Raw genomic sequence first — 13,150 nt, forward strand, 5'->3', positions numbered from 1 at the left:
GGCGGGCTGGGCGACCAGATACGGCGCCTGCTGGGAGACACCTCGATGGTGTACTTCGAGGACCTGGTGACGGACTCGCGGTACGCGCCCGACCTGCTGCCGCCGTTGGTCGCCGAGTTCGCGGAGCACTCGTACCGGGACGACTCCACGCTGAGGTTCCATCTGCGGGGCGCCGGGGACGAGTTGGTGGCACGGGCGTACGCGACTCTGGAGCGAGTGAGGGACGGCACGTACCGGTACGCGCCCGCGGGCCCCTTCGGTGAGCAGGTCGAGCGGGCCCGGGAACTGGCGCGGTGGGGCGACACCGACGGGGCGTGGCGGACGCTGAGGGACGCGCTGCCCCTGTGGGAGCCGCTGGGGCCGGATCATCTCGCGCCATTGGGATGGATCGCCGACCCGTTCCTCGGGCCGCTGCTGACACCGGAGCGGGGCCGGGAACTGCTGTCCACGCCGCGAGACGGGCAGACCGGTGACGCACCGCGGCCGACGGCCGATCTGGATCCGGCCGGCCTGGCCTGGCTGGCGGAGCCGAGTCCGGGGGGCGGGCGCGCCTCCTACCGGTTCGTCCTGGTGGAGGGTGTGGAGCCGGAGGAGTTGCCCGGACGTCTCTCGGACGAGGTCGGCGCCGTGCTGGGCGAACCCTTGACCGTGTGGGAGGCGCGCGGCAGGTCGCGAGGAGAGGGCGGGAAGTTCCCGCCCTACGAGGACAGGGCGGTGATGGCGGTCGGCCGGGCCGGGGGCGGTTGGAGCTTCGCCTTCGACCACGACCCGGCGCCGTTCTCGCCGCAGTACTTCGTCTCCCCCGCCGCCGCGGCCAGTGCCGGCACGCGCGCTGTGGTGGTGTGGTGCGGCCTGCGGGACGGGCACGGGGAATCGTTCTTCCACCTGTCGGTGGCCCAGGACGGTGCCGAGCGGTACGCGGTCACGTACGCGGAGGGGCAGGTCCGGTCCGACGGGGAGCCACCGCGTGCGCTGGACCCGAGCCGGTTCCTGGACGACATGGAACCCCGTCCCGAGGCGGAACGGCTGCTGCTGGAGGCGGTGGCGCAGGAGTTCGGCGCGGGCCTGCCGCGCCGGGCGATCGACGGCGGACGGCTGCACACGTTCACCACGCGCTCCTGGACGCGAGCGCCCCGGGACGGAGAGACCTACCTGGTCGTCGAGATCTCCATGGGACGCGAACCACGGGGAGAACGGGCAGACCCCGGACGGTGAGGACGTCACCGCGCTCGCGAACCGTGACCCGTCCGGGGTGACGGAGCAGAGGTGGGGCGTGCGGGTGGGTGGTTCGCGCGCTCTGCGCTTCATCAGGGATGTTTGTGCCTCGTGGCGTGAAGACCGCCCCCCTTCGCGCCTACCGGCAGGCCGCCCGGCGCTGGTTGTCTTGCTGAAGCGCACGGTCCACTTGTGCATCACGGGTCGTTCCGCTCACTACCGCTCGCCCTTCCTGGAGGGAAATTGTCCGCTCAGGACAGCGCCACGGGTCTGGTCACCCCGGACCACGGTCCCGCGGCATCCGCCGAGAACGCGCCCACCAGCCTCGGCACCCGTGCCGCGCGTCAGCTGGCGACGACCACCAAGTCCGAGCCCCAGATGCGGGGCATCTCCTCCCGGTGGCTGATCAGGAAACTGCCGTGGGTGGACGTCAGGGGCGGGGCCTACCGGGTCAACCGCCGGCTGCAGTTGCGGGTCGGGCGGGGGCGGGTCCAGTTCGAGCACAACGGCGCCGACGACGTCCGGGTGATTCCGCGGACCCTCACCGAGCTGCCCGTGCTGCGGGGCTACGCGGACCAGGAGGTCCTGACGGAGCTGGCCGGCCGCTTCTCGGTCCGTGAGGTGCGGGCGGGTGAGGTGCTGTGCGAGGCCCGCCGGCCGGTCACCGAGATCTACCTGGTCGTCCACGGCCGCTTCACCCGGCTCGCCGTGGGGCAGTACGGCGGGGAGGCGGTGGTCGGTGTCGTCGGCGACGGCGAACCGGTCGGGGACGAGGCGATCGGCCGGCCCGACCCGGTGTGGCCGGCGTCGGTGCGTGCCCAGACGGCGGCCGTGGTGCTGGCCCTGCCGCGGGACGCGCTGCGTGAGTTCACCGACCGGGCGCCCTCCCTGGCCGCGCACCTGGCGGCGTACGCGGAGCGGCGGCGGCTGCCGACGAACCGCGGGGGCGAGGCGGACATGCCGGTCCGGGCCGGTCACAGCGGTGAGCCCACGCTGCCCGGGGGCTTCGTCGACTACGACCTCGCCCCGCGCGAGTACGAGTTGTCCCTCACCCAGACGGTGCTCCGCGTGCACACCCGGGTCGCCGACCTCTTCAGCGACCCCATGGACCAGACACGGCAGCAGCTGCGGCTGACCATCCAGGAGATCCGCGAGCGCCAGGAGTGGGAGCTGGTGAACAACCGGGACTTCGGGCTGCTGCACAACGTCGACCACGGACAGCGCATCGGCACGTACTCGGGACCGCCCACACCCGACGACATGGACGAACTCCTCTCCATGCGCCGCGGGACGGGACTGTTCCTCGCCCATCCCAAGGCGATCGCCGCGTTCTTCCGGCAGTGCAACCGGCGCGGCCTGGTCCCGGGCTCCGCGACGGTGAACGGGCACCACGTCCCCGCCTGGCGGGGCATTCCGATCTTCCCGTGCGGCAAGATCCCCGTCTCCCGTTCCCACACCACCAGCATCCTCGCGCTGCGCACCGGCGAGGCCGACCAGGGCGTCGTCGGCCTCTACCAGACCGGCATCCCCGAGGAGTACGAACCCGGGCTGAACGTCCGGTACATGGGCGTCAACAGGAACGCCGTCACCAACTACCTCGTGACCGCCTACTACTCGCTGGCCATCCTCGTACCCGACGCGGCCGGCCTCCTGGAGAACGTCCAACTCGGCCGGGTTGCCGACTGACCAGTTGGAGCACACGACCATGAGCACCTCCGCGAACGGCACGGCCGCGTTCTCACTGCCCGGCCCGCCGAACCCCGCCCGGTCCATGCGGGCCCGGCGCGAGAAGACCATCCCCGGCCTGAAGCACCGGCCCGTCGCACTCGCCGACCCGGACAAGGCCGCCGAGATCGACGAGAGACTGGAGGCCTGGGCCCGCTCGCTCGACCTGTTCCCACCGGAGTGGAGCGGGGACTTCTCACAGTTCCAGTTCGGCCGTGCCGTGGCGCTGCAGCACCCCGAGGCGGCCGACATGGAACGGCTCACCGTCGCCGGCAAGCTGCTGCTGGCGGAGAACATCGTCGACAGCTGCTACTGCGAGGAGGACGAGGGCCGGGGCGGCGCGCGACGCGGTCTCGGCGGCCGGCTGATCATCGCCCAGTCCGCCCTCGACCCCTTCCACTCCACCCCCGAGGCCGAGAACGACTGGCGCCAGGGCGTCCAGGCCGACGGTCCGCTGCGGTCGTACCACTGGGCCCTCAAGGACTACGCGTCGCTCGCCACGCCCAGCCAGACCACGAGGCTCGTGCACGACCTCGCCCGGCTGCACCTGGGGTACCTGGCGGAAGCCTCCTGGTCGGAGACGCGTCACCGGCCGCGCGTCTGGGAGTACCTGGTGATGCGGCAGTTCAACAACTTCCGGCCCTGTCTCTCCATCGTCGACGCGGTGGACGGTTACGAACTGCCCGAAGCCGTCTACGCCCGCCCCGAGGTACAGCGGATCACCGTCCTCGCCTGCAACGCCACCACCATCGTCAACGACCTGTACTCGTTCACCAAGGAACTGGCGAGCGACCCGGAGCACCTGAACCTGCCCCAGGTGGTCGCCGCCAACGACCGGTGCGGTCTGAAGGCCGCCTATCTCCGCAGCGTCGACATCCACAACCAGATCATGGAAGCGTTCGAAACGGAGTCCGCCCTGCTGTCCACCACCTCGCCCCTCGTCGAGCGGTACGCCCGCGGCCTGGCCGACTGGGTGTCGGGCAACCACGAGTGGCACGCGAGCAACAGCGACCGCTACAGCCTGCCCGACTACTGGTGACCGACGCCCGGCAGCAAGAGCACTCGGTACGACGGAACACGCACCACAGCACCAGGGAGCCACAGTTGACCACCGCCCAGACCCGCGCCATGGCCGCGCAGGTACCCACCCAGTCCACGTACCAGAACCGTGTCGCGGACTACTGGAACGCCGAAGAGAACCCGGTCAACCTCGAACTCGGCCGCGTCGACGACCTGTACCACCACCACTACGGCATCGGGGACGCCGACACCTCGGTGCTGAACGAACCGGACGCTGACCGGCGCCGGGAGCGGATCACGCACGAACTGCACCGGCTGGAGCACGCCCAGGCCGAGTTCCTCGCCTCCCACCTCGGCGACCTCTCCCCCGACGACCGGGTCTTCGACGCCGGCTGCGGACGCGGCGGCGGCAGCGTGGTGGCCCATCTGCGGCACGGCTGCCACACCGACGGGGTCACCATCTCGGCCAAGCAGGCGGACTTCGCCAACGAGCAGGCACGCAAGCGCGGCATCGACGGCAAGGTGCGCTACCACCACCGCAACATGCTCGACACCGGCCTCGCCACCGGCGCCTACGCGGCCTCCTGGAACAACGAGTCCACGATGTACGTCGAGCTGGACCTGCTCTTCGCCGAGCACGCCCGCCTGCTGCGCCGCGGCGGCCGGTACGTGGTGATCACCGGCTGCTACAACGACACCTACGGGCAGGCCTCCCGTGAGGTGTCCCTCATCAACGCCCACTACATCTGCGACATCCACCCGCGCTCGGCGTACTTCCGGGCGATGGCCCGGAACCGGCTCGTCCCCGTCCACGTCCAAGACCTGACCGCGGCGACGATCCCCTACTGGGAGCTGCGCCGCGAGGCCGACCACCTCGTCACGGGCATCGAGGACACGTTCCTCGACGCCTACCGCAACGGCAGCTTCCAGTACCTGCTGATCGCGGCCGACCGGGTCTGACCCGCTCCGCTCAGACGATCACGACCCGACGGCCGCGCGTGTGACCCGCGCGGCTGTCGGTGTGCGCGGCCGCGGCCTCGGCGAGTGTGTAGGTCTTCTCGACGGGGATGTGGAGCCTCCCGCGTGAGATGAGGTCGGCGGCCTCGGCCAGCGCGTCCGGCACGCTCCCGGCGACGCCGGAGAACCGGACGCCGAGTTCCGGCGCGTCGAGGTCGGCGATGGAGATCACCTTCCGCGGGTCACCGGTCAGCTCGACCAGTTCGCGGATCACGCCCGAGCCGGCCAGGTCGAGCGCCCCGTCGACCTGCCCGAGCCGCCGCACCCGCTCGACCCAGCCCTCGCCGTACGTCGTGGCGAGGGCGCCCAGGCCACGCAGGTAGTCCTGGTTCGCGGCACCGGCCGTGCCGATCACCGTGATGCCCCGCTCGCGGGCGATCTGCAGCACCGCCGAGCCGACTCCGCCTGAGGCGCCGCTGACCAGCAGCGTCTGCCCGGCGCGCAGACCGATCTCGCGGATGAGGCGCAGCGCCGTCTCCACCACGGAGGGGTAGCCGGCGGCCTCCTCGAAGGTCAGCCCGTCGGGCATCCGGGCCCACGCGGACAGTACGGCGAACTCGGCGTAGGTGCTCGCCCCTTCACCGAAGACGTGGTCGCCGACCGCGACCCCTTCGACGCCCTCGCCGACCTCGTCCACCACCCCGGAGGCGTCCAGCCCTACTCCGGAGGGCAACTCGATCGGATGGGCCTTGAGGATCTGGCCTTCGCGGATCCTCCAGTCGACGGGGTTCACACCCGCCGCCCGCACCGCGATGCGGACCTGACCGGGGCCCGCGTGGGGCTCCTCGGCGTCTATGAGGCGCAGCACTTCGGGACCGCCGAACTCGGCGAAGCTCACTTTCTTCATGCCGGGACCGTAGCACTAACGGTTAGTTTTTAACAACGGTTACACCTTTGCAGCTGATAGCGTGAGCGCATGCCGCAACCGACCGGACGCCGCGAGCGCAAGAAGGCCGCGACCCGCCAGAAGATCGCCGACACCGCCATGGGGCTCTTCCTGGAACGCGGGTACGACAAGGTCGGTATCCGCGACGTGGCCGCCGAGGCCGACGTGGCGGTCACCACGCTCTTCTCGCACTTCGCCTCGAAGGAGGCCCTGGTCTTCGAGCGGGACGAGGACTTCGAGGCACGGCTCGCGCACGCGGTCGGGGGCCGGGCGCCGGACGAGCCGCTGATGCCGGCGCTGCGGGACGAGATCCTGGCCCTGGTGCGCCACTGCACGGCGGACGACGCCGCACCGGTCTGGCGCATGATCGACGGATCACCGGCCCTGCGGAAGTACGAGGAGTCGATGCGGCTGCGCCACGCGGAGTCGCTGGCGGCGGCCATCGCCGCCGACCCCTCGCTGTCCCGGTCCACGACGGCCTGCCGGACGATCGCGCGGTTCGTCATCGACGCCTATGCGCTGGCCCGCGAGGCGGCCGATCCGGAGGCCGCCGTGGACGAGATCTTCCGGATGATCGAGGCGGCCTGGGCGGTCGCCTGACGTTCACGCCCCGTTGCGGGCGCGGTTCAGCCGGAGCGCGGAGACCAGGAAGAACACGCCGCCGAGGAAGGCGTACCCGGCGAGACTCGTCAGCGCGGCGTCGTCGCCGCCCGCCTGCGCGAAGAACGAGGCGCCGGCGACCGTGGAGACGGCGCCGCTGACGATCATGGACCACTGGCCGCCCAGCTTCCGGCGGGTGGCGCCGGCGACGAGCTGGGCGATGCCCGAGACGATCGCCCAGACACCCCAGACGCGCAGCACGGCCGGGACACCCGACGCGGCCGCCACGGCCAGCCCGACGACGGCCAGTGAGCTGATCGCGACGTTCACACGGAGCGCGGGCGCGCCACCGCCGTCGGCCTCGGCGGACCGGATGTCCACGACCGCGGCCGCCACGTCGAACAGGGGATAGACGAGCAGGAGGGTCACGGCGGCCGGTCCGAGCGTCCCGCCGGTCGCGAAGAGCAGCGCGGCCCACGCCGCGGCGAACGCGAAGCGCAGGAAGTACAGCTTGCGCAGGGCCACGGGGGCGGCGACGGAGGTGCTGCTGACAAGGGTGTCCACGGAAGTACCTTTCGCTGGCAAGCATGAGGGAGAACGTTCGTTCTCCCTTGAGATACAAGAGGGTCGGCGTGACGCTTGTCAAGACCGAACGTTCTACCTCATCGATTTGGTACCTTGGGCCGCATGAGTAGGAGCCCAGAAGGCGGCAGCACGTCGGAAGCGCGGGAGCGGCTGCTCGGTACCGCGACCCGGATCTTCTACGCGGAGGGGATCCACTCCGTCGGCATCGACCGGATCACCGCCGAGGCGAAGGTGACCCGGGCGACGTTGTACCGGCACTTCGCGGGCAAGGAGGACCTCGTCCTCGCGTACCTCGACCTGGCCGACCGGGGCATCCGGGGGCAGATCGCCGAAGCCCGTGCGGGCGCCCGGTCCCCGGCCGACGAGGTCCGGGCCGTCGCCAGGTCCATCACGGAGGGCATCCGCTCCCCCGGCTTCCGCGGCTGCGCCTTCCTCAACGCGGTGGCCGAGTACCCGGACCCCGACCACCCGATCCACCGGGCCGTCCTGGCGCACCGGGCGTGGTTCCTGGACACCGTCACGGAGCTGCTGGCACGGACCTGCGACGCACCCGCCGAGGCGGACGGGCGGCACCTCGTCATGCTCCGGGACGGCGCCATGGCGGCGGGGTGCCTCTTCGATTCCGAACTGGTCTCGGAGACCTTCCTCCAAGGCGTCGAGGGGATCCTGCGGGCGCGCACCGGCGGTTGAGGCGCCGGACGCCCGACAGCCCGCTCAGCGACGTGCGCCGGAGGCCGGGCGATCGACGGCCAGCGTGGCGATCCGCCGCCAGTCCAGCTCTCGAACCTGGTCCGCCGCCCCGGGGCGGTCGCGCGGGACCAGGACGCGCAGGGCACGCGGTCGCAGGGTGCACACCACCGGTGTGGGCAGCGTCAGCGCCTCGCCGTCGACGGCCACCGGGATGCTCGCGGCACCGGCGCGGACCTCCACCCGCCGTGACGTCAGCATGGTCAGCGCCGGAGACATCGAGCCCCGCACGGCGAGGTCGGCCGCCTGCGCGGCACCGTCCACGCGGATGCCGAGCACGCCGAGTTCGCCCCCGTCCAGCCGGGGCCGGCGTCCGACGTCGAGCGGGTCGGCCGAGGAGTAGGGGTTGTTGCTGACCAGCAACGCCTGCTGGCCGTCGACCGGCCGGTCGTCGGCGAGGGCGTCGAGGCGCTCACCGGCACCGCCGGCCAGCAGGTCCGGCAGCGCGTCGAGAGCCGTGCCCGCCTTGGCGTCGCGGTACTCGGGGCGCTGGACGATCGCCGCGTACACCCCGAACGACACGGTGTTGACGAACGCCCGGCCGGCCACGTCACCCAGGTCCACCCTGAGCTCCACCCCGTCGGTGAGGGCGTCCAGGCACCGGGACGGGTCGGTGCGGTCCAGGCCCAGGTCCATGGCGAGGTGGTTGCGGGTGCCGGCGGAGATGACCAGGAAGGGCAGGTCGTGCTCGGCCGCCACCGCGGCGACGAGGGCCTGGGTGCCGTCCCCGCCCGCGACGCCGAGCAGGTCGGCCCCCTCGGCGACGGCCTTGCGGGCGAGCTCCTCGACGTCGCTGTGGGTGCCCGGCCGGAGCAGGATCACCCGGGCCCCGAGCGCCTCGGCCCGCGCGACGAGGCCGAACCGGGCCACCTTCCCCCCGCCCGAGGCCGGGTTCATGATGAGGACCGCCCGTCGGGGCGGCCCGCTCGGCTCCACGGCGGCGGGTGCCGGATCCGGCCGCCGGTCCGCCCGCAGGGCACCGCGGGCACAGCCCAGGGCCCCGGCCCAGAGCACCACCCCGACCGGGGCCGTGAACCAGAGGCCGCCGTTCAGGAACAACGCCAGCACGGCCACCAACGCGCCCACGGCGAGCCCCGCGCCCAGCACCCGCACGGCACCCCGATGGGCCAGGAACCACCAGGCGCCCACCGCGCACACCGCGAGTCCCGCGAGTCCGCCCAGGATGATCACGAGGCCCGCGTCGAGGAGCGACAGCAGGACGACGAGGACGGCCGCCGCGGCGGCGAGCAACGCGTAGCGGGCCAACGACCGGGCCCTGACCGACGGATCGACCCTGCTCACCTGCGCGCCCCCCATCTCACCGAGGCTCCGTCGACCGGGAGCCGCCGGGCAGCCTATGGCCTCCGGACGGGCCATGGGCGATATTCGGACCCGCGCTGCCGGGGGCGTCGTCCCGCTAGTGTTGCTCCCCATGTCCCACACCGAGTCCGAGATCACCGCGGAGCTGATCCGCGATCTCCTGAAGGAACAGCACCCGGACCTGGCGGACCGGCCTTTGGGGCTGGGCGCGCGCGGCTGGGACAACCAGTTGTGGCGGCTCGGGGAGGACCTCGCCGTGCGGCTCCCGTGGGCGACGGAGAGCGCGGACGCACTCCTGCTGAAGGAACACGCCTGGCTGCCCGCGCTCGCCCCGCGCCTGCCGCTGCCCGTCCCCGTACCGCAGCGCCTGGGCGAGCCCTCCGAGCGGTTCCCGCGTCCGTGGATCGTCACCACCTGGGTACCGGGGACACCGGCCGACCGTGCTCCCGTCACGCGCGCCGCCGACGCGGCCGGTGCCCTGGCCGCCTTCCTGACGGCACTTCACCGGCCCGCACCCGCCGGGGCCCCGGTCGGCCGCGGCCGTGCGGGGGCTCTGGCCGACCGCGCGGAAGGGTTCGCCGGCCAGCTTGCCAGGGCCGCGGACCTGGGCCTGCTCCCCGACCCGGACGCCGTCCGCGCGGTGTGGGAGGACGCACTCGACGCTCCCCCGTGGGACGGCCCTCCGCTGTGGGTCCACGCCGACCTGCATCCGGCCAACATCCTCACGGCGGACGGCACGTTCTGCGGTGTGATCGACTTCGGCGACCTCTGCGCGGGCGATCCGGCGAGCGACCTCGCCGCCGCCTGGGTCCTCCTGCCGGACGGAGCCACCGACCTCTTCCACGACGCCTACCGGCCGTCCCCGGACAGCGCCACCCTCCGCCGTGCCCGCGGCAACGCGGCGGCGAACGCGCTCGGCGGCCTGCTCATCGCGGACGCCGGTGAACGCGGCCTCCCCGGTGGCAAGCCCACCTGGGGTCCTCCCGCACGGGCCGCGCTGCGACGGCTCACCGAAACGAGGCACAACTGAGGTTCGGCGTCGGCACGGACAAGAACCGGCCAACCACGGTGGGCGAGTTGCCTACGGGGACGTTGACACGCGCGGGGATACCCGGGTGGGCCATTCAGGTGAGGGTAATGTGTTCACAGGTCGAACGGATCTCCGTGTGACCCGTGGTGGCGACCGCGCTGGCCGGAGGCCGCCCGTCCGAGCTGCCCGCACACGACCTCTGAAAGTGGAGCCGATGAACGTGTCGACCGGCGGCGGACGGCTGCGCGGCCGGGCCACCGTAGCAGCACTCGTCTGCGCGATGGCCCTGATACCCGGCCCGAGTTACGCGGCCCCCGACGATCCCGACCCGCGGGACGACACCTCCATCGAGGGCATCCGCGCGGAACTCGACGGCCTCTACCGCGAGGCGGAGGTGGCCACCGAGGCGTACAACGCGGCCAACGAGAAGGCCAAGAAGCAGGAGAAGCGACTGACATCGCTGCGCAAGGACCTCGCCCGCACCGAGGACCGGGTGGACGACCTGCACGACCTCGCCGGCGCGGCCGCCCGGACGCAGTACCGCGGAGGGCATCTGGCCTCCACCGGCATCCAGTTACTCCTCGGCGACCACCCCGACCAGGCCCTGGACGAGGCCGCCGCCCACCCCGGCGCCCACGGCCCCATCTCCGTGTGGGAGCTGCGCCTCGCCGAGGCGGGCCGGCGCTGCGGTCCCGCCCACGCCGACGCCGCCCGGGTACTCGTCCTGCACGCCGCCCGCGCCGGCACGGAGGCCCTGAGCCGGGTCTACTCCCAGGGCACCGCGGACGAACGCCGCGCCGTCCTGCACGCGCTGCCCCACCTGGTGCCCGGCCCGGACGCCCTCCCGCTCGTCGAGGACGCGCTGCGCACCAACGACACCCGACTCGTCGCCGCCGCCCTCGGCCCCTACGCCGCCCGCCACCTCGACGCCCACCAGTGGCGGCACGCCGTACTGAAGTGCCTGTTCACCGGCGTCGCCGTCGAGCGCGTGGCGGATCTCGCCGGCCGGGCCCGCGGCGACGACGAACTCGCCCGCATGCTCGCCGACTACGCCGCCGAACGCACCGCCGCGGGCCGCACCGTCCCCGAAGACCTGCACCGCGTCCTGGCCCTGACCGAGACCGAGCAGCCTCCCGCGCCCGGCAACGCCGACCCCCACGGCAAGGAGTCCTGATGCGCATCTTCGACCCCCACATCCACATGACCTCCCGCACCACCGACGACTACGAGGCCATGCACGCCGCCGGCGTCCGCGCCGTGGTCGAACCGTCCTTCTGGCTGGGCCAGCCCCGCACCTCTCCCGACTCCTTCCGTGACTACTTCGACGCCCTGCTCGGCTGGGAACCCTTCCGCGCCGCCCAGTACGGCATCGCCCACCACTGCACGATCGCCCTCAACCCCAAGGAGGCGAACGACCCCCGCTGCCTCCCCGTCCTCGACGAACTGCCCCGCTACCTGGTCAAGGACCGCGTGGTGGCGGTCGGCGAGATCGGCTACGACTCGATGACCCCGGCCGAGGACACCGCCCTGGCCGCCCAGCTCCAGCTCGCCGCCGACCACGGCCTGCCCGCCCTCGTGCACACTCCGCACCGCGACAAGCTGGCCGGTCTGCGCCGCACCCTGGACGCGGTCCGCGACTCCGCGCTGCCCACCGGCCACGTACTGGTCGACCACCTCAACGAGACCACCGTCAAGGAGGCGAAGGACAGCGGTGCCTGGCTCGGCTTCTCCGTCTATCCGGACACCAAGATGGACGAGGCCCGGATGGTGGCCCTGCTGCGCGAGTACGGCCCGGAGCGGGTCCTGGTGAACTCCGCCGCCGACTGGGGCAGGAGCGACCCGCTCAAGACCCGCAAGGTCGGCGACCTGATGCTCGCCGAGGGCTTCACCGAGGACGACGTGGACCTGGTCCTGTGGCGCAACCCCGTCGCCTTCTACGGACTCAGCGGGCGGCTGGAACTGGACGTCGCCCCGGCCGACGCCACGCACGAGGGCAACTCCATCCTGCGCGGAGGGGAGTGAGCCATGCGCTTCCGGCACCCCGACGGCTCCACCGTCCACCTCGCCTACTGCACCAACGTCCACCCCGCCGAGACCCTCGACGGCGTCCTCGCCCAGCTCCGCGACCACTGCGAGCCGGTCCGCCGCCGCCTGGGCCGCGACCGCCTCGGCATCGGGCTGTGGCTCGCCCGCGACGCCGCGCACGCCCTGGTCACCGACCCCGCCGCGCTGCGCGGCCTGCGCACCGAACTCGACCGGCGGGGCCTGGAGGTCGTCACCCTCAACGGCTTCCCCTACGAGGGCTTCGGCGCCGAAGAGGTCAAGTACCGCGTCTACAAGCCGGACTGGGCCGACCCGGAACGCCTGGAGCACACCACCTCCCTGGCCCGCCTGCTCGCCGGACTGCTGCCCGACGACGTCACCGACGGCACCATCTCCACACTCCCCCTCGCCTGGCGCACCGCGTACGACGAGACCCGCGCCGACAAGGCGCACGCCGCGCTGGGCACGCTCGCCGAACGCCTCGACGCGCTCCAGGAACTGACCGGCCGCTCCATCCGCATCGGCCTGGAACCCGAACCCGGCTGCGTCGTGGAGACCACGCACGACGCGATCGCCCCGCTGACCGCGATCGCCCACGACCGGATCGGCGTCTGCGTCGACACCTGCCACCTCGCCACCTCCTTCGAAGATCCGGACACCGCTCTGGACGCCCTCGCCGCCGCCCGCGTCCCCGTCGTCAAGTCCCAGCTGTCCGCCGCCCTGCACGCCGAGCACCCCGGCGACCCGGCGGTCCGGGAGGCGCTGGCCGCCTTCGCCGAGCCGCGCTTCCTGCACCAGACCCGGACCACCACCACGGCCGGCGGCCGGCAGGGCACCGACGACCTCGACGAGGCCCTGGCCGAGGGCGGCCCGCTGCCCGACACGGCGCCCTGGCGCGCCCACTTCCACGTCCCCCTGCACGCGGCCCCCGCCGCGCCCCTCACCTCCACCCTCCCCGTGCT

The 13,150-nt window shown here is 72.7% G+C and carries 12 protein-coding genes and 1 pseudogene; 10 read left to right on the top strand and 3 right to left on the bottom strand.

All coding sequences use genetic code 11. The annotated features are described in order from the left end of the window. The 4 genes and pseudogenes from DMH12_RS32235 to DMH12_RS32250 all read left to right on the top strand — a co-directional run. Positions 1-1,215 (top strand): annotated as a pseudogene (locus DMH12_RS32235) (SMI1/KNR4 family protein); the annotation flags it as partial. A gap of 243 nt (positions 1,216-1,458) precedes the next feature. Then, positions 1,459-2,901 carry a family 2B encapsulin nanocompartment shell protein gene (locus DMH12_RS32240; protein ID WP_399189577.1) on the top strand — a complete coding sequence of 481 codons (1,443 nt, stop codon included), beginning with the start codon at positions 1,459-1,461 and terminating at the stop codon, positions 2,899-2,901. Positions 2,902-2,920: 19 nt separating this feature from the next. After that, positions 2,921-3,979, top strand: coding sequence for a family 2 encapsulin nanocompartment cargo protein terpene cyclase (locus tag DMH12_RS32245; RefSeq protein ID WP_125494927.1), 1,059 nt, complete (start codon positions 2,921-2,923; stop codon positions 3,977-3,979). An 89-nt stretch (positions 3,980-4,068) separates the two neighbouring features. Continuing rightward, positions 4,069-4,920 carry a geranyl diphosphate 2-C-methyltransferase gene (locus DMH12_RS32250; RefSeq protein ID WP_125494935.1) on the top strand — a complete coding sequence of 284 codons (852 nt, stop codon included), beginning with the start codon at positions 4,069-4,071 and terminating at the stop codon, positions 4,918-4,920. A gap of 10 nt (positions 4,921-4,930) precedes the next feature. Here the strand turns inward: DMH12_RS32250 and DMH12_RS32255 are convergent, their stop codons facing one another. Then, positions 4,931-5,824 carry an NADP-dependent oxidoreductase gene (locus DMH12_RS32255; RefSeq protein ID WP_125494928.1) on the bottom strand — a complete coding sequence of 298 codons (894 nt, stop codon included), beginning with the start codon at positions 5,822-5,824 and terminating at the stop codon, positions 4,931-4,933. 69 nt (positions 5,825-5,893) lie between these two features. On the opposite strand from DMH12_RS32255, the gene DMH12_RS32260 reads away from it, so the two are divergent. Next, the gene (locus DMH12_RS32260) at positions 5,894-6,463 is read left to right on the top strand and encodes a TetR/AcrR family transcriptional regulator (RefSeq protein WP_125494929.1); all 570 of its coding nucleotides are present in this window, start codon (positions 5,894-5,896) and stop codon (positions 6,461-6,463) included. A 3-nt stretch (positions 6,464-6,466) separates the two neighbouring features. Here the strand turns inward: DMH12_RS32260 and DMH12_RS32265 are convergent, their stop codons facing one another. Continuing rightward, positions 6,467-7,027, bottom strand: coding sequence for a DUF308 domain-containing protein (locus DMH12_RS32265; RefSeq protein ID WP_125494930.1), 561 nt, complete (start codon positions 7,025-7,027; stop codon positions 6,467-6,469). A 123-nt stretch (positions 7,028-7,150) separates the two neighbouring features. Between DMH12_RS32265 and DMH12_RS32270 the strand changes: the two genes are divergently transcribed. Next, the gene (locus tag DMH12_RS32270) at positions 7,151-7,738 is read left to right on the top strand and encodes a TetR/AcrR family transcriptional regulator (RefSeq protein WP_125494931.1); all 588 of its coding nucleotides are present in this window, start codon (positions 7,151-7,153) and stop codon (positions 7,736-7,738) included. A 24-nt stretch (positions 7,739-7,762) separates the two neighbouring features. Here the strand turns inward: DMH12_RS32270 and DMH12_RS32275 are convergent, their stop codons facing one another. After that, positions 7,763-9,112: a diacylglycerol kinase family protein gene (locus DMH12_RS32275; protein ID WP_125494932.1), complete on the bottom strand. Its 1,350-nt coding sequence runs from the start codon at positions 9,110-9,112 to the stop codon at positions 7,763-7,765. 115 nt (positions 9,113-9,227) lie between these two features. On the opposite strand from DMH12_RS32275, the gene DMH12_RS32280 reads away from it, so the two are divergent. The 4 genes from DMH12_RS32280 to eboE all read left to right on the top strand — a co-directional run. Further along, positions 9,228-10,145, top strand: a complete 918-nt coding sequence (locus tag DMH12_RS32280) for a phosphotransferase (protein WP_125494933.1) — start codon at positions 9,228-9,230, stop codon at positions 10,143-10,145. A gap of 451 nt (positions 10,146-10,596) precedes the next feature. Next, a complete protein-coding gene (locus DMH12_RS39290; RefSeq protein WP_399189586.1) occupies positions 10,597-11,319 on the top strand; it encodes an EboA domain-containing protein in 723 nt (240 codons plus the stop codon). Next, positions 11,319-12,167, top strand: coding sequence for a TatD family hydrolase (locus DMH12_RS32290; protein WP_125494934.1), 849 nt, complete (start codon positions 11,319-11,321; stop codon positions 12,165-12,167). The genes DMH12_RS39290 and DMH12_RS32290 overlap by 1 nt, the downstream gene beginning before the upstream one ends. Before the next feature lie 3 nt (positions 12,168-12,170). Continuing rightward, positions 12,171-13,150 (top strand): metabolite traffic protein EboE (gene eboE / locus DMH12_RS32295; RefSeq protein ID WP_148107566.1); only part of this gene is annotated, 980 nt, incomplete at its 3' end.

This window comes from Streptomyces sp. WAC 04229 (assembly GCF_003947455.1).
Lineage (GTDB): Bacteria > Actinomycetota > Actinomycetes > Streptomycetales > Streptomycetaceae > Streptomyces.

Coding starts and splice junctions, on each gene's coding strand:
- DMH12_RS32275 (WP_125494932.1), bottom strand. CDS start 9,112: ATGGGGGGCGCGCAGGTGAGCAGGGTCGATCCGTCGGTCAGGGCCCGG.
- DMH12_RS32260 (WP_125494929.1), top strand. CDS start 5,894: ATGCCGCAACCGACCGGACGCCGCGAGCGCAAGAAGGCCGCGACCCGC.
- DMH12_RS32245 (WP_125494927.1), top strand. CDS start 2,921: ATGAGCACCTCCGCGAACGGCACGGCCGCGTTCTCACTGCCCGGCCCG.
- DMH12_RS32280 (WP_125494933.1), top strand. CDS start 9,228: ATGTCCCACACCGAGTCCGAGATCACCGCGGAGCTGATCCGCGATCTC.
- DMH12_RS32290 (WP_125494934.1), top strand. CDS start 11,319: ATGCGCATCTTCGACCCCCACATCCACATGACCTCCCGCACCACCGAC.
- DMH12_RS32255 (WP_125494928.1), bottom strand. CDS start 5,824: ATGAAGAAAGTGAGCTTCGCCGAGTTCGGCGGTCCCGAAGTGCTGCGC.
- DMH12_RS32270 (WP_125494931.1), top strand. CDS start 7,151: ATGAGTAGGAGCCCAGAAGGCGGCAGCACGTCGGAAGCGCGGGAGCGG.
- DMH12_RS32250 (WP_125494935.1), top strand. CDS start 4,069: ATGGCCGCGCAGGTACCCACCCAGTCCACGTACCAGAACCGTGTCGCG.